This is a genomic window from Primorskyibacter flagellatus, from assembly GCF_014638275.1.
Lineage (GTDB): Bacteria > Pseudomonadota > Alphaproteobacteria > Rhodobacterales > Rhodobacteraceae > Pseudooceanicola > Pseudooceanicola flagellatus_A.
The window spans coordinates 164,822-187,878 of record NZ_BMFJ01000003.1 but is presented as its reverse complement, the minus strand read 5'-3'; the positions used below and the strand labels follow the sequence as shown (position 1 = coordinate 187,878).

Sequence of the window (23,057 nt, the reverse complement as noted above, 5' to 3'; positions counted from 1 at the left end):
ATGACCATTTCGAAACTCCTGGTCGCCAATCGGGGCGAGATCGCGGCGCGCGTGTTGCGCACCGCTAAGGCCCGCGGGCTTGCGACTGCCGTGTTGCGTCATGTCGCCGAGCAAGAGGGGCCGGCGCATCTGATCGCAGATGAGGTCGTGATGATCGACGGCCCGACGCCCGTGGCCGCCTATCTCGATATTCCTCAGATCGTCGAAGCCGCCAAAGGGATCGGCGCGGACGCGGTTCATCCCGGCTATGGCTTTCTGTCAGAGAATGCCGGTTTTGTCGCGGCGCTGGAAAAAGCCGGAGTGACCTTTGTCGGCCCGACGTCCGAGGTCATCGACCTGATGGGGGACAAGGTCCGCGCCCGCGCCTTCGTCGAGGAACGCGGGTTTCCCGTCGCCCCCTCGGCCATCGAGGATGATGATCCGGCGAGCTTTGTCGAACGCGCCCGCGCCGTTGGCTATCCGCTGCTCATCAAGCCCTCGGCCGGCGGTGGCGGCAAGGGCATGCGCGTCGTACGCGAGGACAGCACGCTGGAGACCGAAATCGAAACCGCGCGCCGCGAAGGCGAACGATATTTCGGCGACGGGCGGCTTTTCGTCGAACGCTATATCGAACGCCCGCGCCATATCGAGGTGCAGGTGATGGGCGACGGACAGGGCAACGTGGTCCATTTCTGGGAACGTGAATGTTCGATCCAGCGCCGGTTCCAGAAGATTATCGAGGAAACGCCGTCACCGGCGCTGACCCCCGAGCAACGGGATGAGATCTGCGAGACCGCTGCCGGAATTGCCCGCGCCGTCAAATACCGCGGGGCAGGGACTGTCGAATTCATCTATGCACAGGATGGGGCCTTTTATTTCCTGGAAATGAACACCCGCCTTCAGGTCGAACATCCGGTGACCGAGATGGTAACCGGCTTTGATCTGGTTGCCGAGCAGCTGCGTGTCGCGGCGGGCGACGGGCTGAGCGCCGTGCAGGCGGATATTCCCCAAACCGGACACTCGATCGAACTGCGCATCTGTGCCGAGGATGCGACCGCCGATTTTCGCCCCGCGATCGGCAATATCCTGCTGCTGGACGAACCCCAGGGCGAGGGGATCCGCGTAGACAGCGGCATTCTGGATGGCGGCAAGGTAACGACCGACTTCGACCCGATGTTGTCCAAGCTGATCGTGCATGGCCCGGATCGCGCGCAGGCCATCGCCCGTGCCCGGAGCGCGGTGCAAAGCTATGTGATTCTCGGGGTAACGACCAACACCGGTTACCTGGATGCAATCCTTGCACATCCGGATTTCGCCTCTGGTGACGTTTCAACTGGCTTCCTGGCTGAACAATCCGAAACGCTAACCGCGCCGGGCGAAGACGTCTCTGACTTGCTGATGGCGGCGGCGGCCCTATCGGACGAGCGCCTGGTGAGTGACGTAATGCAGATACCGGAAATGTACCGCAAGATGGGTGGGTGGAGAAACTGATGCAACGGATTTTTCAGATCGACGGAGAAGAGACTGATTGCTGGCTGGGTCATGATGGCAGCCGGTTCGTGCTCAACACCCCCACTGGCGCTGTTGCCTGCCAATTGGACCCGACGGGTCTGCCGGGCGGGTACAAGCTGCGGGCCAAGGGTGTTGTGCGCGAATTGCGACTGGCCGTGGGGCCGGAAGCAACTTTTGTACACACGGACGGGCGAACCTATGAAGTCGGGCGGGTTGATCCCGCCGAACGCCTGGCCGGAAGCGACGGTGGCGCGAGCGACGACCGATTGGTGGCGCCCATGCCGGGTGTCGTGGTGTCAGTTGCGGTTAAACCCGGCGATGCGGTTGAAGAAGGCCAGCCACTTCTGGTGATCGAAAGCATGAAGTTGGAAACCACACTGACGGCGCCGCGCGACGGGGTCGTTGCCGAAATGCCATTCGCCGAAGGCGACAGTTTTGGTCTGAAAGACATCCTGGCCCAATTGGCTCCGGAGGAGGAGTGACCATGCGCAGAATTGAAAGTCAGATCGACACCAATGCCGCCGACTACAAGGCAAATTTCGCCGCCATGTCTGAACGGCTGAAGGAATTCCACGCTCGCCAGCACGCGGCGCGTTTCGAACGTCCGCAACGCGATATCGACCGCCTCGCCCGCCAGAACAAACTGGGCGTGCGCGAGCGGTTGAAACTGCTGCTGGACCCCGGCACTCCGTTTTTGGAATTTTCAACCCTGGCGGCCTGTCGTGAATATGACGGGGTGGTGCCCGGCGCAGGCGTGGTTACGGGGATCGGCATCGTGCAAGGCCGCGAGGTCGCCATTCATGCCAATGATGCCAGCGTCAAGGGCGGTGCCTGGTATCCGCATACCGTGAAAAAGGTCGTGCGTCTTCTGGATGTCGCGCTGGAAAACCGTCTGCCGGTCATCCATATCTGCGACAGCGCGGGCGGTTTCCTGCCGCTGCAGCACGGGGTGTTTCCCGACCGGTATCTGGGCGGGCGGGTGTTCCGCAACCAGGTCAAGCTGAGCCAGGCCAATATCCCGCAGATTGCCGTGGTCGGCGGACACTGCACGGCTGGCGGTGCCTATGTGCCGACGCTGAGCGACTACAACATCATCATCGAAGGCACAGGCGCGATTTTCCTTGGCGGTCCCCCGCTGGTCAAGGCGGCTACCGGCGAAGAGGTCGGTGTTCAGGAGCTTGGCGGCGCGGTCATGCACACCTCGGTATCGGGCACCGGCGACTATCGCGCCGCGACCGAACAACACGCCTTTTCACTGGCGCGCGAGATTGTCAGCCAATGGATGCGCACCCCGAAAACGATCATCGAAACCGCCGCTTTTGAAGAGCCATACTACGACCCCAAGGAGCTTTATGGGATCATCCCCAAGGACCGGAAAACCCAGTTTGATATGCGCGAGGTCCTGGCGCGGATCGTCGATGGCTCGCGCTTTCACGAATACCAGCCCGACTATGGCACCACGATGGTTTGCGGCTTTGCCCATATCTGGGGTTACAAGGTCGGCATCCTTGCCAACAACGGGGTGCTGTTCAACGACAGTTCGCTCAAGGCAGCGCATTTCATGCAGTTGTGCAACCAGAACCGCACGCCTCTGGTCTTTTTCCAGAACATCACCGGCTATATGGTGGGCCGCGAATACGAAGAACGAGGCATCGCCAAGGATGGCGCCAAGATGCTGATGGCGCAGGGCGGCTCGGTCGTGCCGAAGTTTACCGTGATCGCCAATGCGTCTTACGGGGCCGGCAACTACGGGATGTGCGGACGGGCCTGGGACGCGCGCACGCTGTTCATGTGGCCCCAGGCCGAGATCGGCGTGATGGGGGCGGATCAGGCCGCAAATACCATGGCGGACGTCAAGATTCGGCAGCTTCAGCGCGAAGGCAAAGAGCTGACCGAAGAAGAAATCGCCGCGATCCGCGAACCGGTGCTGGAAAAATACAAGCGCGATGTCGAGGCTTATACCTCGACCTCGGAATTGTGGGACGACGGCATCCTCGATCCGGCGGACACACGCAACGCGCTTGGCATGTCGATTTCTGCCTCGCTCAATGCACCGATCGACGATCCGCACTACGGGATCTTCCGTCTGTAAAGGCTTGAGGGACGGCACACCGGGTCGGGGAGTGCCGTTCCGCGTCAAGGCGCTTCCATCTGGCGCTTTCGGAATCTGAAGTAGTCCTGACCGGTCCGGTTCCCGGACAGGTCAGGACGATGTCCGCCGCGCCTCCTGAATGGAGACGACGTCAGAGGCCGCCATGCCGGGCCGGTTTGCCTCGACCGCCTTCAGCGGCTCGACCGGCGTCAATCCGGCCAGACAGTCGCGCGCAAGTTGCTGGTATTCCGCGGTGCCGCGCGTTTTCCACGCGATTTCTTTCTCGCTGACCTCGCGGATCACCTTTGCCGGCGATCCCACCACCATCGAACGCGGCGGAATCACGGTTTCGCCACGCACAAACGCCTGCGCGCCGACAATCGATTCCGCCCCAAGCTCTACACCATCCATAATGACGGAATTCATTCCGACCAGAGCGTTCCGGCCCACTGTGCAACCGTGCAGGATCGCGCCATGGCCGATGTGGCCGTCGCTTTCCACCACGGCGTCGCGGCCGGGAAAGGAATGGATGATGCAATTGTCCTGAACATTGGCTCCATCCCCGATCACGATCCTGCCGAAATCGCCCCGCAAGCTTGCTCCGGGGCCGATGTAGCATCCATGACCCAAGATGACATTTCCGATCAGAACGGCCTGGGGGTGGACATATGTATCCTCGGGCACGACGGGTATAAAACCCTTGAACTCATAACAGTATGCCATTCCGACCACCTTTCGTAAGCTGAGTGCTAAACGCTTGTCAGCGGTTGCGCCGGGACCAGAATCCCTCAATTGTGCCGCCGATCAGGGCGTGTGGCCCGAAAACAAACACAAGTTAGAAAATAGCGCAAGCTCCCTACGTCACAGCTTGGCGATATTGACACTTCCCAAGGTTGGGATTTAAAATCTAACAAATGGTAGAAAATAGGCTGGCGGACCGATTAGGGTGGCCTGACCGAACTTGGGAGAGAGAGAAATGACAGACAAAGCCTATGTTGCAGGCGTTGGGATGGTCCCGTTCCAGAAGCCGGGAAAATCCGAAAGCTACGATGTGATGGCGACCGCTGCGACCCGGTCCGCTCTGGCAGACGCGGGGTTGGATTATGATAAAGTCCAACAGGCCTATGTTGGCTATGTCTATGGCGACAGCACCTGCGGTCAGCGCGCCCTGTACCATGTCGGAATGACAGGCATCCCGGTTCTGAATGTGAACAACAACTGCTCGACCGGATCGTCCGCCCTGTTCCTGGCCAGGCAGGCAGTTGAAAGCGGCGCGGTCGAATGTGCTCTGGCACTTGGGTTCGAACAGATGCAGCCCGGCGCAATCGGTGCGATGTTCCATGACCGGGTCAGCCCGTTTGCGGCATTCGACAGTGAAACCGACGAACTGGTTGGCAGTGCCGAGATCCCGCTGGCGCTGCGGTACTTCGGCGGTGCGGGCAAGGCGCATATGGACGAGTTCGGCACCCCCCTGGAAACCTTCGCAAAAATCCGCGCCAAGGCCAGCCGACATGCTGCGAAGAATCCGGTTGCCCTGTTCCGGCAGGAGGTGACGGCGGAAGACGTCATGGCCGCCCAGGTCGTCTGGCCCGGCGTCATGACCAAGCTCATGGCCTGTCCGCCAACCTGTGGCGCGGCCGCCGCGATCATTTGTTCCAAGAAATTCGCCGACAAGCACGGACTGGACATTTCGGTTCGGATCGCGGCGCAGGCCATGACGACGGACGGCCCGGAAACTTTCGAAGCCCATGACATGCGCGAAGTGGTCGGCTTTTCGATGGCCAAGCGCGCCGCCGATCAGGTTTACGAGGACGCGGGCATCGGGCCCGAGGACGTGGATGTGGTCGAACTGCACGACTGTTTCGCCCACAACGAGCTTATCACCTATGAGGCGCTTGGCCTTTGCGGTCGCGGCGAAGCGGCGAAATTCGTTGATGATGGCGACAACACCTACGGCGGAAAATACGTGACCAACCCGTCGGGCGGTCTTTTGTCCAAAGGCCATCCGCTTGGGGCGACCGGCCTAGCGCAATGTACCGAGCTCGTTCAGCAGCTTCGCGGCCAGGCAGATGCGCGCCAGGTTGATGGCGCACGTCTGGCGCTTCAGCACAATCTGGGCCTCGGCGGGGCCTGCGTCACCACGCTTTATGAAAAAGCCTGATAGCGCCTTTCGGGAGGAATCAATATGACTGGAAAACTCGACGGGCGCGTGGCGCTGGTCTCGGGCTCGGGCCGGGGCATTGGCCGCGAAATCGCTCTCAAACTGGCCTCGGAAGGGGCCCGGCTGGTGATCAACGATCTGGATGCGGATCCGGCCAATGAAACCGCCGAGGCGGTGCGCGCAATGGGAGCTGAGGCCGTGGTCTGTGCCGGCAGCGTCACCGAAGACGGTTTTGCCGAACGGTTCATCAAGACCGGCGTGGACAGCTTTGGCGGGTTAGACATCATCGTGAACAACGCAGGCTACACTTGGGATAGCGTCGTTCAGAAGATGTCCGACGAACAGTGGCAGGCGATCATCGACGTCCACCTGACGGCACCTTTCAAGATCCTGCGCGCTGCCCAGCCGGTGATCAGCGCCAAGGCCAAGGAAGAGGCCGCCGCCGGGCAAGAGGTGTTCCGCAAGGTGGTCAACATCTCGTCCATCGCAGGGACCGGCGGCAATGCTGGCCAGATCAACTATTCCGCCGCAAAGGCCGGTATCCTAGGGGTCACCCGGACGATGGCCAAGGAATGGGGCCGCTATAAGGTCAACGTCAACGCCGTCGCCTTCGGCCCGATTCGCACCCGCTTGACCGAAGGCAGCGCGGATGGCGACAGCACGATCAAGGTCGAGGAAAAAGAGATCAAGGTCGGCGTGAATCCCGATCTCCTGTCCCAGATGGAGCGCATGATCCCGCTGGGCCGGGTCGGCACTCCGGAAGAAGCTGCCGGTGCCGTCTATCTGTTCTGTGCGCCGGAATCGAACTTCATTTCAGGCCAGCACGTCATCTGCGGTGGCGGTTTCGTGATCTAAGGCATTTGCCCGGACCCGATGACGGGGTCCGGGCAAGCACACTAATGTCTGGGCGGCCTCTTGGCGGTCGCCAATGCGGAATTTTCCGCAAACTCTAGTCTGGCACGATCACGACGATTTACTCATTTGCGTTATTAACCTAACAGGCGTTAGTTAGGCGTTGGGGCGATACGAAAGTATATGGCACAAAACACGGCAATCAAAGTCAACGAGACATCGCGCAGCGCGGTTGGACGGGATGGGGTGCTGGACATTGCCGCGCGGCTTTTCCGCGAACAACGCTACGGGTCCGTTTCGCTCCGAAAAATTGCCGAGGCCGCCGGGATCAAGGCGGGTAGCATATATTATCATTTCGGTTCCAAGGACGAGATCGTCGCGGCCGTTCTTGATGCAGGGATTCGAGTCGTTCACGAGAGCATGAGAGACGCCGTCACCGACCTGCGGGCCGATGCCGACGGCGAAACGGTACTGCGCGCCGCGATCCGGGCGCATCTGCGCGCGCTTATTGATGTGAGCGATTATACATCGGCGAATGTGCGTATTTTCGGGCAGGTGCCGCAATCCGTCCGGGATGCCAACTTGCCCACGCGCAGGGCCTATGAGGCAGAGTGGGACAGTCTTCTGTCCCAGCTTAAGAAAGATGGCACGCTGAAGCAAGACGTCGATATCCGTCGCCTGCGCCTGATGCTGATCGGTACATTGAACGCCACGCTCGATTGGTTCGACCCGGACCGCGGTAGCGCCGATGCGTTGTCACGCACCTATGCCGATGTGTTCCTCAACGGGATACTCCAAAGACAGGATACCTGACTTCATGGCACGTCTTGAAACAGCGGTGCTGACCGCATCAGAGACCTACACCCGCAACCACGCCGCACAAAGCGAGCGCGTCGAAACGCTGCGTGCGCGGATCGCCGAAGCAACGGCTGGCGGCCGCCCCGATATGGTCGCGCGGCATCGCAAGCGCGGCAAGCTGTTGGTCCGCGAACGGATCGACCTGCTGGTGGATCCGGGCACTGCGTTTCTTGAGCTGTCGTCGCTTGCCGCCTACGGTCAATACGGGGGCGAGGTGCCCGGTGCGGGGATCGTGACCGGTATCGGGATCGTCCACGGGCTGCCCTGCGTTGTGATCGCCAACGATGCGACAGTGAAGGGTGGGTCCTTCTATCACGAAACCGTGCAGAAACACATCCGCGCCCAGGAAATCGCAGCCGAGAACCGGCTGCCCTGCCTCTATCTGGTGGATTGCGGCGGTGCCTATCTGCCAGAGCAGGACCGGGTTTTCCCCGATGCCCGCCATTTCGGCAATTCCTTTTATCGTCAAACCAACATGTCCGCGAGCGGCCTGCCGCAGATCTCGGCGGTCTTTGGAGGCTGCACGGCCGGTGGGGCCTATATCCCGGCCCTGTCGGACGAAGTCATCATGGTACGCGGCAACGCACGCATCCATCTGGGCGGCCCCTCGATCGTCAAGGTGGCGATCAACGAAGAGGTTGATGGAGAAACATTGGGGGGGGCCGAGATGCATTCGCGCGTCTCCGGTGTGTCTGACCATCTGGCCGAGGACGAGTATCATGCGCTTGCTCTGATGCGCGACATCGTATCCGAACTGGGCCTGTCGCGCCCGATGGGTCCCGATGCAACCTGCGCGCCGCCGGCGCGCAACCCAGAGGAACTGCTTGGCGTCATCAGCGCCGATCGCAAACAGCCCTATGACATGCGCGAGGTTCTGCTGCGCATGATCGACGCCGGCGAATTCCGCGAATTCAAGCCCGGATGGGGTGAGACGCTGGTCTGCGGCACCGCGCGGATTCACGGCTATCGAGTGGGCATTCTCGCAAATAATGGGGCGCTTGTGTCCGACAGTTCGCTCAAGGGCGCGCAATTCGTGTCGATGTGCGATCAACGCAACATCCCGCTTTTGTTCCTCCACAACATCTCGGGCTTCATGGTCGGCACCGAAGCCGAGCGCGGCGGCATTGCCAAAGACAGCGCCAAGCTGGTCTATGCCATGTCGGTTGCCAAGGTGCCGCGCCTGTCGGTCCTCTTGGGCGGCTCATACGGGGCAGGCAACTACGGCATGTGCGGACGTGGTTTCGCCCCGAATTTTCTCTTTGCCTGGCCCACGGCGGAACTGGCCACCATGTCTGCCGACATCGCCACAAATGTGATGCTGGAACTGCGCCGCCAGAAAGGGGGCGACCCGGGCAAGATGGAGGCCGACATGAAGCTGATCGAGGAGCAGGTTCGGGCCCAGTACGGTGAACAGTCCGATCCCTATTATGCCACCTCGCGGCTTTGGGATGACGGGCTGATCGAACCCGCGCAAACCCGCGATATCCTTGGCCTGTGTCTGGCCATCGTGACATCGGTGCCCGAAGCCGGTCGCCATACGCCTGTATTCAGAATGTGAGGCTTCAAGTTGACCAATACCTACAACACGATCCTTATCGAAACCGATGCGCGTGGCGTCGCCACGCTGACGCTCAACCGCCCCGACAAACACAATGCGCTGAATGGCGAATTGATCGCAGAGCTATACGATGCCGCCGAAAAGCTGGCTGCAGATGACGATGTGCGTATTGTGGTCCTGACCGGCGCGGGCAAGAGCTTCTGCGCGGGCGGCGACTTCAACTGGTTCGCCTCTAATGTCGAGAAAACCCGTAGTGAAAGGGTCGCACAAAGCGCCACGCTGGCGCGGCTGTTGCGCCGTCTTGACACGCTGCCCAAACCCTTGATCGGGAGGATCAACGGTCCGGCTTACGGTGGCGGTGTCGGCATGATTTCCGTCTGCGACTACACCATCGGCGCCGAAGGCGCGCGCTTCGGTCTGACCGAGGTCAAGCTGGGCCTTCTGCCCGCGAATATATCGCCTTACGTGGTGGCCCGCATCGGCAAGGTGCATTCGCGTGAGACCATGCTGTCGGGGGCGTTGTTCGACACCGCCCGCGCCGAGCGGATCGGTCTGTTGACCGAAGTTGTCGCGCCGGGCGACTTGGACGCCACGGTGAACCGGGTGGTGCATGATCACCTTCAGGCCGCGCCGGGTGCCGTGGCCGATACCAAGGCGCTGATCGCCTATGTCGCGTCCCACGATCTGGAGACCAACATGATCTACACCGCCGACCGGCTGGCCGATGCGTGGGAGACGGAGGAAGGTATCGAAGGCATCAACAGCTTCATCAACAAGGGCGTTCCGTCATGGCGGGTGAAATGAGCTTCACCCGCGTTCTGATCGCCAACCGGGGCGAGATTGCCCGGCGCATCCAGCGCGGGTGCCGCAAACTGGGGCTGGAAAGCGTAGCGGTGTTTTCGGACGCGGACCGCGACGCGCCCTTCGTGGCCGAGGCCGATCATGCCGTCTGCATCGGTGGGGCCGCCCCGTCAGACAGTTATTTGAACGTCGAGGCCATCCTTGAGGCCGCGCGGGCGACGGGCGCGGGTGCGGTGCACCCGGGATATGGTTTTCTGTCTGAGAATGCCGGTTTCGCGGCGGCGGTCGAGGCGGCGGGCCTTGTGTTCATCGGGCCGGAACCCGACGCTATCGCGCGGATGGGCTCCAAGATCGAGGCCAAGGCTGCCGCCGAAGCCGCAGGCGTGCCCGTCCTGCCCGGCTATCGCGGCGAGGATCAGTCCGACGCGCGCCTGCTGCAAGAGGCCGAGGCGCTTGGCACCCCCTTTCTGGTCAAGGCCAGCGCCGGCGGCGGCGGACGCGGGATGCGGCTTGTCTCCGATCTGGGCGACGCACCCGAAGCGATTGCATCTGCCCGGGCCGAAGCGCAGAGCGCCTTCGGCGATCCGGCGGTGTTCCTCGAACGCTATGCGCCCCGTGCCCGCCACGTCGAAGTGCAGGTTCTGGGCGACACTCACGGCACCGTGCTGCATCTGGGCGACCGCGATTGTTCGCTGCAACGCAACCACCAAAAGCTGATCGAAGAAGCCCCCGCCGCCGATCTTCCCGAGGCTGTGCGCGACCGAATGCGTGCGGCAGCGGTGCGGTTGGCGCAGGCGATCGGCTATCGCTCCGCCGGGACGGTGGAATACCTCTATGACCCCGGGCGCGGTGAATACTACTTTCTGGAAATGAATACCCGGTTGCAGGTGGAACACCCCGTGACCGAGGCGATCACCGGCATCGATCTGGTCGAATGGCAGTTGCGCATCGCGCGGGGCGAGCCGCTGGCGCTGACGCAAGGCGATGTGCAGTTTGACGGGCACGCCATTGAAATCCGCATCGCCGCCGAAAACCCGGCCGAGAATTTTCACCCCGAAACGGGCGAGATCACCCTTTGGGCGCCGCCTGCGGATGTGCGGCTGGACACTGGGGTAGAGTGCGGTTCGGTCGTCGGCCACCACTACGATTCCATGATTGCCAAGCTGATCGTCCACGCGCCGGATCGGACCGGGGCGATCCGCCGGGCGATCACCGCGATCGATGCTTTTGCCGTCGGCGGCGTCGGCCTGAACCTGGCCTATCAACGCGCGTTACTGGCACACCCGGATTTTGCGGCGTTCCGTCACCATACCTCGTACCTGCCCGAGATGTTTCCAGGCGGCTGGACTGAATCGTCCGCTGATCACCGGGACATGGCCTTTGCCGCGATGGCGCTGCATCTGCGTCTCGTGCCGGCGGGCGCGTCGCCCTGGGAAAGCCTAGGGTCATGGCGACTCACAGCCCCTGCGCGACAGTCCGGCGCGGCCTTCTATTGGGACACAACCAAAGACGAACCGATCCGCATGTACGGCTCCGGGTCGGGGTTGACTGCCATTCAACCGGACGGCCAGACCATCACGGTCGAGAGTGCCGCTTTAACAGGATGCCGTCTGAGCGGACGCATCGACGGGGTTCCGTTTTCGCGCATCGCTTACGTCGTGCGCGCGCCGAGTCACTGGCGAGTGCACCTGCAAACCCCTGCTGGAATGACCGCGACAGACCTGCGTACGCTGGAAGACCAGCATCTGCAACGTGCCACCGGCGGGTCTGGCGTCGCTGACCTGTTGTCCGCACCCATGCCCGGCGCCGTGGCCGAGGTGCGCGTCGCACTCGGCGATCGCGTCAAAGCCGGAGACACGCTGGTGGTGCTTGAGGCCATGAAGCTGTTGCAAAGCCTGCCCGCGCCGGTCGCGGGCGTGGTGACTGAAATCTATTGTGCACCCGGCGATACGGTCGCCGGGCACGCCCCACTTATCAAACTCGATCCAGAGGAAAACACATGACCAGACAAGACAGCATTACTCAGGTCACCGGCCCGTTCAACGAAGACCTCGAGATGATCCGCAACCAGTTGCGCCGGTTCATTGAAGCCGAGGTGACCGCCAAGGCCGAGCCTTGGGAGGAGCAGGGCAAGGTACCCCGCGACGTGCTGCGCCGGATGGGTGATCTCGGCGTGCTGGGGATGCGCTATGACGAACAGTATGGCGGCGCGGGGCTGGACGTGATGTCCAGCGTGGTTTTGGCCGAAGAGGTCGGGCGATCCACTTTCGGCGGGTTCTCGGCCACGGTTCTGGTCCACACCGACATGGCCTCGCCGCATCTGGAAAACGCCGGCACGCCCGAACAGAAGGCGCGCTGGATGCCGTCGATCGTCTCGGGCGAAATGATCACCGCCGTTGCTGTGACCGAACCGGGCGCGGGCTCGGACGTGGCGGGCATGCGCTCCCGCGCGGTGCGGGACGGGTCGGATTGGGTGCTGAACGGCACCAAGATGTTCATCACCAACGGCGTGCATGGCGATCTCTACTTTGTCGGTGCCAAGACCGATCCGGATGCCAAGGGGTCGCGCGGGATCACCATATTTGCGGTCGAAAAAGGCACGCCGGGCTTTTCGGTCGGACGGGCGTTGAACAAGACCGGCTGGCTGTGCTCGGACACTGCCGAACTGATCTTCGAAGATGTCCGTATCCCGGCCGAAAACGTCTTGGGCGAGGTCAACCGCGGTTTCTATTCGGTAATGAAGAACTTCCAGAACGAACGCATTGTGCTGGGTGCGATGGCCTGTGCCGAAGCGCAAACCGCGCTGGACATGACCGTGGATTATGTCAAGCAGCGCAGGGCCTTTGGCGGCGTTCTGTGGGACAAGCAGGCCGTGCGCCAACGGCTGGCCGACTGTCAGACGCGGATCGCTGCAGGACGTCAGCTGGTCTATCACGCCGCCGGTCTGGATGCCGCGGGCGGTGACTGCGTGAAAGAGGTCTCGATGGTCAAAGCCTATTGCGGCGAACTGGTGAACAGCGTGCTTTATGACTGCGTCCAGTTTCACGGCGGTATGGGTTATATGCGCGAAACACCGGTGGAACGCATGTCACGCGATGCCCGTGTGCAGGCCATCGGCGGCGGGGCGAGCGAAGTCATGTTGGAAGAAGTCGCCAAGCGCATGTGAGCTTACTATCCAAAAAATTAACAATCTACAGAAACAAGGACGAAAAAGATGAATCTGGAAACCACTCAAAGCCAAACACTCGCAAAACTTACCCAAGAGATCTCGATAATTCTCGTCGGCACAATTCTTCTGACACTATCCGCCAAAATCGTGGTGCCGTTCTACCCGGTTCCCATGTCTACACAAACCCTGGTTGTCTTGGGTCTGGGCCTTTTCCTGGGGCCGGTGCGCAGTAGTCTTGTTGTTGTGACATACCTTTTTGAAGGTCTGCTTGGCCTGCCGGTCTTCGCAGGCACGCCTCCGGCTCTGGCCGGACCGGCGTATATTGCGGGTCCCACAGGCGGATACTTGGTAGGCTTCGCACTTGCGGCGGCCGCCGCCGGGTGGATTGTTCAAGCACTGCAAGGACTTCGGCCTGCGTTCAGAGCATCTGTCGCGGTCTTTTTGGGTTCGATAGTCATGTATTGCGCAGGGCTGCTCTGGTTGGGTGGCTTTGTCGGCTATGGCGAAAAGTTGCTGAACGCCGGTCTTTACCCGTTCCTTCTCGGGGATCTGACGAAGGCGACAATTGCTGTAGTTCTGTATACTGCTTACCATAATCGCCGCGCTGTGTGACTGCCAGCCCAAGACTGTATCAGACTGTTTCAGTCTCATACGGGCCTGGTCCAATGTAAGTTGAAATAGTCCGATGCCGGATTTGACAGGCACCGGACGCCAGCCTGAGGTTTCCGGCGCCATGCGAGAGCAATGCGCAAAACTTTGCGAACCAAATTGTTCGCAATCAATACCTGGTCGCACACAATGAAAAGAAGCAGCATATTTTTCTCAGAGCCGGAGCCTTGCCGCGCGAAGGGAGTCGAATTGGCCCCTGGAATTCTGAGGATCGTCGCGAACAATCCCGGAAAGATGACCTACCACGGGACAAATAGCTACATCATTGATACGCCTGATGGTCGGTTCATAATCGACCCCGGCCCAGCAGAAGACAGTACACATTTCGGGGCAATCATCGAAAATTTGGGGGCCAAACCATCCGGGATTCTGCTCACACACCACCATTCTGATCATTTTGGAGTCGTCCCAGCCCTGCGAGCACGGACAGACGCACCTGTTTATGCCTCACGGGCATTCCCTGACGATGCATTTCGACCTGACCGGTTTCTGGAGGACGGACAGGTCATTGCCGGTCTTACCGTCCTGCACACACCTGGTCACGCGAGCGACCACCTTTGTTTCGCGAGACCTGACGGAGTGCTCTTCACGGGCGACCACGTTATGAGTTGGAACAGTTCGATCGTCAGCCCCCCTGACGGAAACATGCACGACTACTGCGCGCAGCTACAGCGGCTGATTGAGCGCGACGATAGGATCTACTTTCCGGGGCACGGACCTATACTCCGGGATCCGCAACCTTACGTCAAACGGTTGCTTTCCAACCGCATGCGTCGCGAGGCGGAGATCCTCGCCCACCTCTCAAACACCCCGGATTCGGTCCAGAATATCGCCGCTTCCGTCTACCAGAAAACCGACCCACATATCGCAATGGCCGCAGGACGAAACGTTGCGGCGCATCTGGAGAAGCTGTTGTCTGAGTCGCGGGTGGTACAAGATGGCGGAGTCTGGAAATTAACATAAGATTGATTATGCGCAACATGAAATTCCCCTATTTTCAATAGGTTTCGCCCTCTACCACCTCCCTGTGGGCGAACCTCTGGCGGCACCGACGCGGTCGGTGTCGCCCCTTTTTAACGAGCCAGGAATAAGTTCAACCGAGATCAGATCACGGGAACGTCCCAGCCGAATAGGACTGAAGAACCGAAGCAGAAAAGGCGGACACGAACCGGTGAGCATCGAAAAGGAAGAAGCGGTTCCGGTCGCGCGGCTTGTTGACGGTCGCAGTGATCGAACCGTTGGTTGGGTCTATCGCTGGAATACGTCAGAACTGTCCATCCTCTGGCTCGATCCCAAACGTACGGCACACCATATCGATCCCCCGTTAAGCCGGAACACGATTGCGAATGCAAAGACTGTCACCACCGATGAGGTTACTGACCTTTTGGAGGAGCTGTCGCTCAGGGGCTCAGCCGATCTGCTTTAGCATCAAGGCGCTCCAAGACAGTTACAAAAATTCGAATTTGACCGCTCGACGATAGTATATTATCGTAATCCTCAGATTCTGCATCACAGTCAATCGAGCTCTTGGATATGCGCAATTTCCTTCGTTATTTTTTTCTCGCTGTCGTCGCGGGAACGGCCTCGCTGAGCGGAGGTGGAAACAGCGCGTCGGCGCAGACCTACCCGATCGATTGCGCCATCCTGCTCTGCCTCTCCGGCGGCTGGCCGGCATCAGAGCCCTGTTCGCGGGCACGTGCAGAGTTCATACGACGGATCACGCCATGGCCTGTCGAGCCTCCCCTCCAGATCTGGCGTTGCCCCATGGGGGCCTCCTTCGAACCTGTAGACGACCCCGGTCGCACTCGGCGTGTCATTGACATCCTCTTCTCCAACGCTTCTACCCTGCCCCAGAACCTCGCGGAATCTGACCCCGAAAAAGCTGGCGCCCTCTTGCCTGCCGTCGTGCGGTCGAAAGGCGTCGAGCCACTACCTCACCCTGACGGGTTTGCGTTACATCTGATCCAGGACCGAGCCGACATCGACATCAGTGGACCGGAGTTCAACTTCATCCGCTCGATCCGTGTCTTCGATGTTCGGTATGCGCGCCAACACGAATCCCGCGACAGCGATTGCAGCCGTTTCGAAACAGTCCTTCTCGGTTCCTATGGAATCCAGGGCGATTTTTACTGGTCTCGTTCGTCCGTCGCCGCGTTGCCCGAGGCGCATGTCGGCTTGGAACGTTGGGGCGATCATTGCCCCTCCATCTATCACCGCTCGGTGTTCGTCGACTGGCGAGACTATGAGGGCAATTACGGGTTCGAGCAGGTGAACTACTAAGACGTTGTCCTCTGCACCAAACCTGCATTAGAGACCGTGGATCGCAGCGTCCCATAACAATCCGCTGTTATCATTGCCCTTCGGTCCCACCGAGGCTTGATTTCGTCATACCATCCGAGGCGACAGCCCTTCGCCTCGTCTTAAATCCGGTGATCGAGTTCCGTCGCCGCCTCGGCCGCTGCCAGTAGCGTAACCGCATCGATCTGCAGAGCACGCGCGAGTACGATCAACTCAACTACGTCGACCCTACGCTCTCCGCTCTCCAGACGAGCGACGAAGGACTGGTGGCATCTGAGACGTAAAGCGAGCTCGGCCTGCGTTAAGCCAGCCGCCTTCCGCGCCGCAATCAAAGCGTCGCGAAGTGCCTCATGTCCCGAACTCCTGATCGTTTTCGCCACGTGTCACAAACCTCTTGTGACAGGGCTAATCTACTTTATAGATTATCTAAAAAGTGGATAGTGGGCGTTTACATGATGATAGAGACTCCGAACTGCACGCCGCCGATACGGCCAGATTTCACAAGACGGCGGCCCTTCGAAAAGGTCGCGGCCAATTCACTCGTCCATCAATTCCAGGAAGCGTCCGTAGTCCTGGCTCACCTCGCGCGCCTCTTCGAACGCCCGCGCGCGCTCAACCTCAAGGCACCGAAAGTAGCTCTGGATGTCCCGCATGTAGATCTCAAAGTCGCTGCGGATGAGATCGACATAGTCCCGCGCGGCTTGAGAATCGCTTGGCACGAACGGCCTGGGCGGCGGCAAACAGGACGCGGCGGAGACTTCGCCTGCCAGGCACGCGACCAGAAGTATAGCTTGTGCCATGATCGACACGCACAACCTGAAGGCGTCCAAGCCCCTTATTTTCTTGATCAAATGCATGGGAACCGTCTATTCGTCAATTGAGCAACAATCCGCTTGTCGCATCAAAAGTTTATCTTGTGCGCCAATACTATATCATCGTATGCCTGGACTTCAACACCTGAAGCCTGGTCATTCGCCCTATTGGAGAACGTGATCCGGGTGATGGACCTAGAAAAAGAAGCCCCGAATGTGGTCACCGAACCCAGATTCCGCGATCTGGTCGCCAGCGGCTATCGCGTCGAAGTTGTCTGCAAGGAAGACGCCTTCAAGAAAGGCCCCAACTGGCATGGGGTCTGGATCATGCGCGCTGTCAGCGACGATGGGATCGAGAAACTTCTGGTCACGGCCCGGACCCGAACCTCGCGCAACGACATCAAGATCCGCGAGATCAAGACCGTCACCGGGGTCATCTCCTTCCTGCAAGGGATCGGTTTCTCGCACGCCGACGTGCCTCTGGAAGAGGGCAAGCGGACGGTTCACAAACTCTCCAGCGAAGAGATGGCTGCCAGCCGGGCTTAGCGCCCTTTTCCTTTCCTACCTGGGCCTCCCGGCATCGGCAGACATGGTCCTGGTGATGGCGGGGGACGGTTCTCTTTCGCCGTCGCGCGCCCAGGAGCGGTTCGCGCGCAACTACAATGACGGGGTTGGCGTTGGCTCGGCTTCGGACGGTTTGCGCATCTTGGGCGAGGAGCGCCGCACTGAGCGACGTGAAGGGGTGCGCGTCGCGGCGATGATCCCTCGCGCGCTCACACCACGCCCGGATATCCTCGCCGCGATCGAGGAGACCGGACTGCGCTATGCGAGCCACCCTGGGCTCCGTGCAGCCGATATCACCGTCACGGACTGGCTCCACCTCTATCGCGCCAATATCGAGATCGAGAGTGCGTACAATCCGCACGCCGTCTCCCATGTCGGGGCGGTCGGGCTCGGGCAGTTGATGCCCGATACAGCCCGCGCTCTTGCCGTCGACCCCCATGATTGGAAACAGAACCTCGACGGCTCCGCGCGTTACCTCGCCCTGATGTTGGCCGAGTTTGGCGACGCGCGACTCGCGCTCGCCGCCTACAATGCCGGACCCGACGCCGTGCGCGAGCATTCCGGCATTCCACCGTTTCGAGAAACCCAAAACCACGTCCAGCGGGTGCTGGCCGTCTTCAACCGGCTGGAAGGAGCGTCCCCATGAAGCCATTGACGAAATCCCTGATCACCCTTGCCGCTCTCCTCATCGTTGCGGCAGAACCGGCCCTGGCCCAGAGCATCGACCTCTCACCGATTCAGAGCTTGCTTCAGGGCATCGTGGACGCGCTGACCGGACCGCTTGGAGTCGTCATCGCCACCCTCGCGGTCCTCGGCGTGTTCCTCAGCTGGTTCTTCAACATCATCGATCTGCGCCAAGCCCTCTGGGTGCTGGTGGGCATCGCGGGTGTTGCGGCCGCGCCGACCATCGTTGCCGCCGTCTTCGGGTCGTGAGAGGAGGCGAACGTGGCCGAACGATCGCCGCTCTTTCTGGGCCTCGTACGCCCGCCCAAGCTCCTCGGCCTGCCGATCATGTATGCCATGGTCTGGCTCTTCGGCTCTGTGCTGCTCTTCGTCTGGGTGCAGCACCTGGTTGTCCTGGGCATCACGGCGGTGCTCTATCCGGTTCTCTGGAAAGCGGCTGACTGGGATCCGCGTTTCATCGACGTGATGATGACGGCGGTGCAGGAGACGCCGCCGACGCGGAACCGGTCCATCCACGGGGGCGATAGCTATGCGCCATAGTGAAGCCCTGGACGAGACCGTCGATGAACGCACCCTCATGCCGGCCTGGTATGCCCGCGAGAAACGCCTCGCGCACATGCTGCCCTATGTCAGCCTCGTCGATGATCAGACAGTCCGCACCCGGGTCAACGAACTCTTCCAATGCATCCGCCTGAGCGGGGTGAACAGCTACACCACGGACGACGCCTATCTCGACAAGGTGACGGCGCTCTTTGCCCGGATCATCGCGCAGCTGGGCCCCGAGTTCAGCTACTACGTGCACAAGGTCTCGAAGTCGATCACGCCGGACCTGCTCCCGGTCAAGGGGGACGGCTTCGCTCACGCCGTGGATGATGCCTGGCGCGCAAAGCTGGCCTCGGCAGGTCTCCGGGACAAGACCCTCACACTCACAATCATCCACCGCCCGACGCCCAGTAGTTTTCTTGGTTTCGTGAACCGTTCCGCACCGGAACGCTTTAAGGCGGAGACCGCGAAACGGATCAGGCGCCTCAACGAGGCGGTCGGGGTCTTCACCTCCGGCCTGGCGGAACTCAAGCCCCGCATCCTTTCAGCAGCTTCTGGCGAGTTGGTTGGATTCCTCGGCGCGCTCAACACGGGCCGCGAGTTGCCGCTTTACCCCGCCAACCGCTACGGGTTTCTGGCTTACAACATTGCCAACACTCGCGTGACGTTTCTCGAAGATCACTTCGAGCTTTCCAATGGCGTTGTCGGCCATCGCTTCGGCAAGAGCTTCACCATCGGCGAATATGCCGAAGGAACGACCTGCACGATGTTCGACATGCTGAACCTGCCGGTCGACATGATCGTCACGCATTCCTTCACGCCGATCAATTCAAACCTGATGGCGGGCCGGATCAAACGCCAGAAGCGTCAAATGCAGGCCTCTCAGGATGCCGCTCTTTCGCTCCTCGAGGCGCTCGACATCGCGCACGACGATCTTGAGGCCAAACGCCAAAGCTTCGGTGAGCACCACATGGTCGTGACGGTCTTCAGTGACAGTCTTGACGAGTTGCAGTCCCTCGGAGCCGAGATCGTGAACGCCGCGGCCGCCGAGGGCGTGAAGATGATCGGCGAGCGGATGGCCGCGAAATCTCACTACTTCAGCCAGCATCCGGGCAACCAGCCAAAACGGGTCCGCGCCAGTGCCGTCACCAACCGCAACTTTGCGGACTTCGCAGCACTTCACCGGACGCAACTCGGCAAGGAAAAACACCAGCTTCCCTGGGGCCAGGAGATTACACTCTTCCCGACCCCGGAGCAGAGCGCCTACCGGTTCTCCTACCACGAGCAGGGCAGCCCCGAGACGGAGCCCACCAGCGGCCACACCCTCATTCTAGGCCGCCCCGGTTCCGGCAAGTCCGTCCTCTCGGCCTTCCTCATGACGCAAGCCCGGCGGGTCGGCGCGCGCATCTTCGTTTTCGACTACCGGCTCGGGATGGAAATGGCCGTCCGCGCCAATGGCGGGCGCTACGCCTCGATCAAGGCGGGACAGGCGACCGGCCTCAACCCGCTCTGGACCGAGATCGATGAGCGCGGCACGGCCTGGCTTTCGGATTGGCTCGCCTCCTTGCTCTACCGCTCCGACAAGCCCCTGACCCCGGCGCAAACGAACCGCATCAAGGAGGTGGTCCGCCAGAACTCCACAGCCACCAACCCGGCCTTGCGGAACTGGAAGGACTTCGCCTCGCTCTTTGTCTCGACCGACGACAATGGCGATCTTCACCAGCGGCTTCTCGAATGGACCGAGGATGGGCGATACGGCTGGATTTTCGGCCAAAGCCTGGAGGACACTTTCTCGCTTGATGGCGACGTCGTGGGGTTCGACCTGACCGGCATTCTCGACAGCGAAAGCGAGAAGGAGCGCATGGCGGTGCTCTCCTATCTTTTCCGCCGGATTGAGCGAGAGATCGAGGACCGGCGTCCCACCATCATCGTGATCGACGAGGCATGGAAGGCGCTCGACAACCCATACTTTGCCGAACGGCTCTCGAACTGGCTGGTGACCGCCCGGAAACAGAACACGGTCGCGGTGATGATGACGCAATATGCGAGCCAGCTCGAACGCACGCGGACCGGCAAGACCATCGTCGAGGCGGTGCCAACCCAGATCCTGCTCCCCAACATCCGGGCGCACGCCTCGGATTACGCGATGCTGAACCTCTTCGAGAAGGAACTCGACGTGCTCCTGAACACCGGCAGCGACAGCCGCCTCGCGCTCATCCGTGACGACGGTGGCTCGGTGGTGGTCGATGCCGACCTCTCCGCCCTCGGCCCCCTCCTCACCATCCTCGGCGGCATGGAAAAGGGCGAGGCCCTCGTCGGCCCCGACTACCGCGACCGTCCTGATTTCTGGAGGCTATCATGATCCGACCCCTTATCCTCCTCGCCGCGCTCGGCGTTCTCTCTTCCTGCGCCGAATATCGCGAACCCAAGGCCAACTGTTTCGCTTTCCGCGCCTCGCTCGACCGCGCCGAGCCGGATTGCATTTTCACACCCATCGGAAACCCGGACGACAGCGTTGAGGCCTAGGGTCGCACATATCCTCCTTGCGGCTCTCCTGCCGGCAGCCGCGCTCGGCCAGGGCGTTCCCACCAACGATTCCGGGCTGACGGCCCGCGATATCGTCGAGACGGGCGACCGGGACGCTGACCTCGCCGTCCAGCGTGAGAAACTCACCGTCGAAGAGTTGCTGACCGAGATCGAACGGGAACAGCTCGCCACGCTGCGCGCCATCCTCGACGCGCAGACGAGCTTCGGCGGCCAGGGGCTGCCGGGTATGGTCGCAGACCTCGAGGGCGGCGGCGGCGATCCGGACCGATCCGCAGCGGCGGTCTACGGCTCCGGCGATGTCGATCCCAACCCCGGCGGCGCGGGTATGTTCGGGGATGCGGCAGAAAACATCGAGCAGCTGATCATCCGGGTCGCCCAGGAGACCCACGGGCGGCCCGGGGTCGGGCGGGCCGGTCTTTCCGTCGTGCAATGGCGCGCCCTCCTGCAGGCGCTCATCTGGCAGGAGAGCCGCTTCTCCATCGGCGCACGCTCGCCCGTGGGCGCTTTCGGCCTCACCCAAATCATGCCGGGCACCGCAAGCGATCTCGGGATCAACCCGGAATATTATGACAGCCCCTACCTGCAGGTCGAGGGCGGCGCGCGCTACCTCGCGGCCCAGCTCACCACCTTCGACGGCAACGTCGTCAACGCGCTCGCGGCCTATAACGCCGGGCCTGGCCGTGTGTTCGAATATGGCGGTGTACCGCCCTTCAAGGAGACCCAGCACTACATCAGGGTCATCCCCGAACGCTACAATCTCTACCTCGCGCGGATCGGCGGCATCGAAGCGCTCGGCACGATCGACCCCGCGCTTCTCACCAACGCCAATCTCTCGTTCAGCGGGTTCGGCGCCGCCTTCTACGGCAGCAATTCCCCCGCCGCCATCCGGCAGGCCGCCCTGCGCGTCCAGGACATCGTCACCATGATCGGCGCGACCCAGGACATCCAGGAGAGCATGGCGCTCAACACCTATGCCCGCGCCGAACTGGTCCGGCTGATGGCCGCGCGCATTCGCCTGAAAGCCGCACGGACCCAACCGCTCAGTGCGGCCCAATTGGCCCAGGCCGCGGCCCGCATGGTCGAGAACGAATTCATGGAGTTCACATTGGAGGATCTGGATTGATGGCCCGCAGAATGTTCATTTCAGCACCATTTCGCGCGTTGACCCTGGCCAGCGTCTTGGCGCTTTGCTCGCCTTTCGTGACCAGTGCCCCCGCCCTGGCCCAGGGCGTGCCGGTCGTGGACACCCAGAACATCGCCCAAAACATCCAGCAGCTCCGGCAGATGATCGAGGACGAGATCCTGCAAAACGAGCAACTCGTGCAGCTCCGCGAACAGCTTGCCACGCTCACGGAGCAGCTCGCCGAGCTACAACGAACGTATGAGGCGTTAACGCGTCTCGCAGAGTTGCCCGAGATCATCCGGACACAGATGGAAGACGAACTAAACGGTCTCCTGGACCAGGAGTTCGGCGACATCATCGCCACGATTCAAGCCATCAAGACGGGGGATTTTTCCGGGCTCACCGGATCCGGCGCCGTCGGGATCGAAACCCAGATGGACCGGGTGCTGGCCGATCTCGGCTTCGACGAGGACACGCTCTCGGAAATGGCCCGCAGCGGCAATCCCGGGGCCGTGCGCGTGGCGACACAGGCCACGACCGGCGCGCTGGTCTCGGCCGCGGCCCAGAACAGCTATGAGGATGCCGGGCAGTCGCTCGAACGTGTCGACCGGCTCGTCGGGCTCATCGACGACATGGATGAGCTCAAGGAGAGCGTCGATCTCAACACGCGGGTGACGGCAGAGCTCGCCATCGCGCTCGTCGCCATGTGGCAGCTCGAAGCGATCCAGACCGTAGGAGATGGCACCGGCGGCGTGATCGATGCCGCCACCATCGCCGAAGAACAACGCTTCATGGAGTTCACGCTTCCGGAACTGAGCGCGGATTGAGGACTGAT

Annotated in this window: 25 protein-coding genes; 22 read left to right on the top strand and 3 right to left on the bottom strand. The window is 61.3% G+C overall.

Annotated features, from left to right (window positions below):
• Genes IEV87_RS20420 through IEV87_RS20410 form a run of 3 tightly spaced genes read left to right on the top strand, consistent with a single transcriptional unit; the run spans position 1 to position 3,583 of the window.
• Positions 1–1,470, top strand: coding sequence for an acetyl-CoA carboxylase biotin carboxylase subunit (locus IEV87_RS20420; protein ID WP_043753624.1), 1,470 nt, complete (start codon positions 1–3; stop codon positions 1,468–1,470).
• Positions 1,458–1,973 (top strand): biotin/lipoyl-containing protein, encoded by a 516-nt coding sequence (locus tag IEV87_RS20415; protein ID WP_043753621.1) that lies wholly within the window; start codon positions 1,458–1,460, stop codon positions 1,971–1,973. Before IEV87_RS20420 ends, IEV87_RS20415 begins: the two co-directional genes overlap by 13 nt.
• A gap of 2 nt (positions 1,974–1,975) precedes the next feature.
• Positions 1,976–3,583 (top strand): acyl-CoA carboxylase subunit beta, encoded by a 1,608-nt coding sequence (locus IEV87_RS20410; RefSeq protein WP_043753618.1) that lies wholly within the window; start codon positions 1,976–1,978, stop codon positions 3,581–3,583.
• Between the two features lie 111 nt (positions 3,584–3,694).
• On the opposite strand, the gene IEV87_RS20405 is transcribed toward IEV87_RS20410, so the two are convergent.
• A complete protein-coding gene (locus IEV87_RS20405; RefSeq protein WP_043753615.1) occupies positions 3,695–4,306 on the bottom strand; it encodes an acyltransferase in 612 nt (203 codons plus the stop codon).
• A gap of 253 nt (positions 4,307–4,559) precedes the next feature.
• Between IEV87_RS20405 and IEV87_RS20400 the strand changes: the two genes are divergently transcribed.
• The 11 genes from IEV87_RS20400 to IEV87_RS20350 all read left to right on the top strand — a co-directional run bounded on the left by IEV87_RS20400 (position 4,560) and on the right by IEV87_RS20350 (position 15,931).
• Positions 4,560–5,744, top strand: a complete 1,185-nt coding sequence (locus tag IEV87_RS20400; RefSeq protein WP_043753613.1) for a lipid-transfer protein — start codon at positions 4,560–4,562, stop codon at positions 5,742–5,744.
• A 24-nt stretch (positions 5,745–5,768) separates the two neighbouring features.
• The gene (locus IEV87_RS20395; protein ID WP_027264429.1) at positions 5,769–6,599 is read left to right on the top strand and encodes an SDR family NAD(P)-dependent oxidoreductase; all 831 of its coding nucleotides are present in this window, start codon (positions 5,769–5,771) and stop codon (positions 6,597–6,599) included.
• Between the two features lie 180 nt (positions 6,600–6,779).
• A complete protein-coding gene (locus IEV87_RS20390; protein WP_043753609.1) occupies positions 6,780–7,409 on the top strand; it encodes a TetR/AcrR family transcriptional regulator in 630 nt (209 codons plus the stop codon).
• Between the two features lie 4 nt (positions 7,410–7,413).
• Positions 7,414–9,012, top strand: coding sequence for an acyl-CoA carboxylase subunit beta (locus IEV87_RS20385; RefSeq protein ID WP_043753606.1), 1,599 nt, complete (start codon positions 7,414–7,416; stop codon positions 9,010–9,012).
• 9 nt (positions 9,013–9,021) lie between these two features.
• Complete coding sequence (locus tag IEV87_RS20380; protein ID WP_028288551.1) at positions 9,022–9,816, top strand: crotonase/enoyl-CoA hydratase family protein; 795 nt, start codon at positions 9,022–9,024, stop codon at positions 9,814–9,816.
• Entirely contained in the window at positions 9,813–11,816 is a 2,004-nt protein-coding gene (locus tag IEV87_RS20375; RefSeq protein WP_229737739.1) for an acetyl/propionyl/methylcrotonyl-CoA carboxylase subunit alpha, read from the top strand. The genes IEV87_RS20380 and IEV87_RS20375 overlap by 4 nt, the downstream gene beginning before the upstream one ends.
• Positions 11,813–12,979 carry an acyl-CoA dehydrogenase family protein gene (locus IEV87_RS20370; protein ID WP_043753598.1) on the top strand — a complete coding sequence of 389 codons (1,167 nt, stop codon included), beginning with the start codon at positions 11,813–11,815 and terminating at the stop codon, positions 12,977–12,979. The genes IEV87_RS20375 and IEV87_RS20370 overlap by 4 nt, the downstream gene beginning before the upstream one ends.
• A 48-nt stretch (positions 12,980–13,027) precedes the next feature.
• Entirely contained in the window at positions 13,028–13,594 is a 567-nt protein-coding gene (locus IEV87_RS20365; RefSeq protein WP_043753595.1) for a biotin transporter BioY, read from the top strand.
• A 132-nt stretch (positions 13,595–13,726) separates the two neighbouring features.
• Positions 13,727–14,614: an MBL fold metallo-hydrolase gene (locus tag IEV87_RS20360; RefSeq protein WP_238318824.1), complete on the top strand. Its 888-nt coding sequence runs from the start codon at positions 13,727–13,729 to the stop codon at positions 14,612–14,614.
• A 208-nt stretch (positions 14,615–14,822) separates the two neighbouring features.
• Entirely contained in the window at positions 14,823–15,077 is a 255-nt protein-coding gene (locus IEV87_RS20355; protein ID WP_141102078.1) for a hypothetical protein, read from the top strand.
• 107 nt (positions 15,078–15,184) lie between these two features.
• On the top strand, positions 15,185–15,931 hold the full coding sequence (locus tag IEV87_RS20350) for a hypothetical protein (RefSeq protein WP_043753590.1): 747 nt from the start codon (positions 15,185–15,187) through the stop codon (positions 15,929–15,931).
• Positions 15,932–16,071: 140 nt separating this feature from the next.
• Here IEV87_RS20350 and IEV87_RS20345 read toward each other — a convergent pair whose 3' ends face one another.
• Both IEV87_RS20345 and IEV87_RS20340 read right to left on the bottom strand, forming a co-directional pair.
• Entirely contained in the window at positions 16,072–16,329 is a 258-nt protein-coding gene (locus tag IEV87_RS20345; RefSeq protein WP_043753586.1) for a helix-turn-helix domain-containing protein, read from the bottom strand.
• 156 nt (positions 16,330–16,485) lie between these two features.
• Positions 16,486–16,749, bottom strand: coding sequence for a hypothetical protein (locus IEV87_RS20340; protein WP_202076281.1), 264 nt, complete (start codon positions 16,747–16,749; stop codon positions 16,486–16,488).
• Between the two features lie 201 nt (positions 16,750–16,950).
• Here IEV87_RS20340 and IEV87_RS20335 point away from each other — a divergent pair, with 201 nt between their 5' ends.
• The 8 genes from IEV87_RS20335 to IEV87_RS20300 are packed head-to-tail and all read left to right on the top strand — an operon-like array spanning position 16,951 to position 23,049.
• A complete protein-coding gene (locus IEV87_RS20335) occupies positions 16,951–17,307 on the top strand; it encodes a hypothetical protein (RefSeq protein ID WP_028093938.1) in 357 nt (118 codons plus the stop codon).
• Positions 17,308–17,350: 43 nt separating this feature from the next.
• Positions 17,351–17,971, top strand: coding sequence for a lytic transglycosylase domain-containing protein (locus IEV87_RS20330; protein ID WP_028093939.1), 621 nt, complete (start codon positions 17,351–17,353; stop codon positions 17,969–17,971).
• Entirely contained in the window at positions 17,968–18,258 is a 291-nt protein-coding gene (locus IEV87_RS20325) for a TrbC/VirB2 family protein (RefSeq protein ID WP_009803468.1), read from the top strand. Before IEV87_RS20330 ends, IEV87_RS20325 begins: the two co-directional genes overlap by 4 nt.
• A 12-nt stretch (positions 18,259–18,270) precedes the next feature.
• Positions 18,271–18,549 (top strand): type IV secretion system protein VirB3, encoded by a 279-nt coding sequence (locus IEV87_RS20320; RefSeq protein WP_043753579.1) that lies wholly within the window; start codon positions 18,271–18,273, stop codon positions 18,547–18,549.
• Positions 18,539–20,914: a type IV secretion system protein B4 gene (locus IEV87_RS20315; protein ID WP_043753576.1), complete on the top strand. Its 2,376-nt coding sequence runs from the start codon at positions 18,539–18,541 to the stop codon at positions 20,912–20,914. Before IEV87_RS20320 ends, IEV87_RS20315 begins: the two co-directional genes overlap by 11 nt.
• A complete protein-coding gene (locus IEV87_RS20310; protein WP_185959040.1) occupies positions 20,911–21,078 on the top strand; it encodes a hypothetical protein in 168 nt (55 codons plus the stop codon). The genes IEV87_RS20315 and IEV87_RS20310 overlap by 4 nt, the downstream gene beginning before the upstream one ends.
• Positions 21,079–21,088: 10 nt before the next feature.
• Positions 21,089–22,222 (top strand): lytic transglycosylase domain-containing protein, encoded by a 1,134-nt coding sequence (locus tag IEV87_RS20305; protein WP_373284075.1) that lies wholly within the window; start codon positions 21,089–21,091, stop codon positions 22,220–22,222.
• Entirely contained in the window at positions 22,222–23,049 is an 828-nt protein-coding gene (locus tag IEV87_RS20300; RefSeq protein WP_229737738.1) for a type IV secretion system protein, read from the top strand. The genes IEV87_RS20305 and IEV87_RS20300 overlap by 1 nt, the downstream gene beginning before the upstream one ends.
• Positions 23,050–23,057 lie beyond the last annotated feature (8 nt).

Excerpts from the sequence above, each read along its gene's own strand:
- IEV87_RS20385 (WP_043753606.1), top strand. The coding sequence starts at position 7,414 with ATGGCACGTCTTGAAACAGCGGTGCTGACCGCATCAGAGACCTACACC.
- IEV87_RS20365 (WP_043753595.1), top strand. The coding sequence starts at position 13,028 with ATGAATCTGGAAACCACTCAAAGCCAAACACTCGCAAAACTTACCCAA.
- IEV87_RS20325 (WP_009803468.1), top strand. The coding sequence starts at position 17,968 with ATGAAGCCATTGACGAAATCCCTGATCACCCTTGCCGCTCTCCTCATC.
- IEV87_RS20400 (WP_043753613.1), top strand. The coding sequence starts at position 4,560 with ATGACAGACAAAGCCTATGTTGCAGGCGTTGGGATGGTCCCGTTCCAG.
- IEV87_RS20360 (WP_238318824.1), top strand. The coding sequence starts at position 13,727 with ATGCGCAAAACTTTGCGAACCAAATTGTTCGCAATCAATACCTGGTCG.
- IEV87_RS20420 (WP_043753624.1), top strand. The coding sequence starts at position 1 with ATGACCATTTCGAAACTCCTGGTCGCCAATCGGGGCGAGATCGCGGCG.
- IEV87_RS20335 (WP_028093938.1), top strand. The coding sequence starts at position 16,951 with ATGGACCTAGAAAAAGAAGCCCCGAATGTGGTCACCGAACCCAGATTC.
- IEV87_RS20300 (WP_229737738.1), top strand. The coding sequence starts at position 22,222 with ATGGCCCGCAGAATGTTCATTTCAGCACCATTTCGCGCGTTGACCCTG.
- IEV87_RS20350 (WP_043753590.1), top strand. The coding sequence starts at position 15,185 with ATGCGCAATTTCCTTCGTTATTTTTTTCTCGCTGTCGTCGCGGGAACG.
- IEV87_RS20395 (WP_027264429.1), top strand. The coding sequence starts at position 5,769 with ATGACTGGAAAACTCGACGGGCGCGTGGCGCTGGTCTCGGGCTCGGGC.
- IEV87_RS20375 (WP_229737739.1), top strand. The coding sequence starts at position 9,813 with ATGAGCTTCACCCGCGTTCTGATCGCCAACCGGGGCGAGATTGCCCGG.
- IEV87_RS20315 (WP_043753576.1), top strand. The coding sequence starts at position 18,539 with ATGCGCCATAGTGAAGCCCTGGACGAGACCGTCGATGAACGCACCCTC.
- IEV87_RS20370 (WP_043753598.1), top strand. The coding sequence starts at position 11,813 with ATGACCAGACAAGACAGCATTACTCAGGTCACCGGCCCGTTCAACGAA.
- IEV87_RS20390 (WP_043753609.1), top strand. The coding sequence starts at position 6,780 with ATGGCACAAAACACGGCAATCAAAGTCAACGAGACATCGCGCAGCGCG.
- IEV87_RS20340 (WP_202076281.1), bottom strand. The coding sequence starts at position 16,749 with ATGGCACAAGCTATACTTCTGGTCGCGTGCCTGGCAGGCGAAGTCTCC.
- IEV87_RS20405 (WP_043753615.1), bottom strand. The coding sequence starts at position 4,306 with ATGGCATACTGTTATGAGTTCAAGGGTTTTATACCCGTCGTGCCCGAG.
- IEV87_RS20330 (WP_028093939.1), top strand. The coding sequence starts at position 17,351 with ATGGTCCTGGTGATGGCGGGGGACGGTTCTCTTTCGCCGTCGCGCGCC.
- IEV87_RS20310 (WP_185959040.1), top strand. The coding sequence starts at position 20,911 with ATGATCCGACCCCTTATCCTCCTCGCCGCGCTCGGCGTTCTCTCTTCC.
- IEV87_RS20410 (WP_043753618.1), top strand. The coding sequence starts at position 1,976 with ATGCGCAGAATTGAAAGTCAGATCGACACCAATGCCGCCGACTACAAG.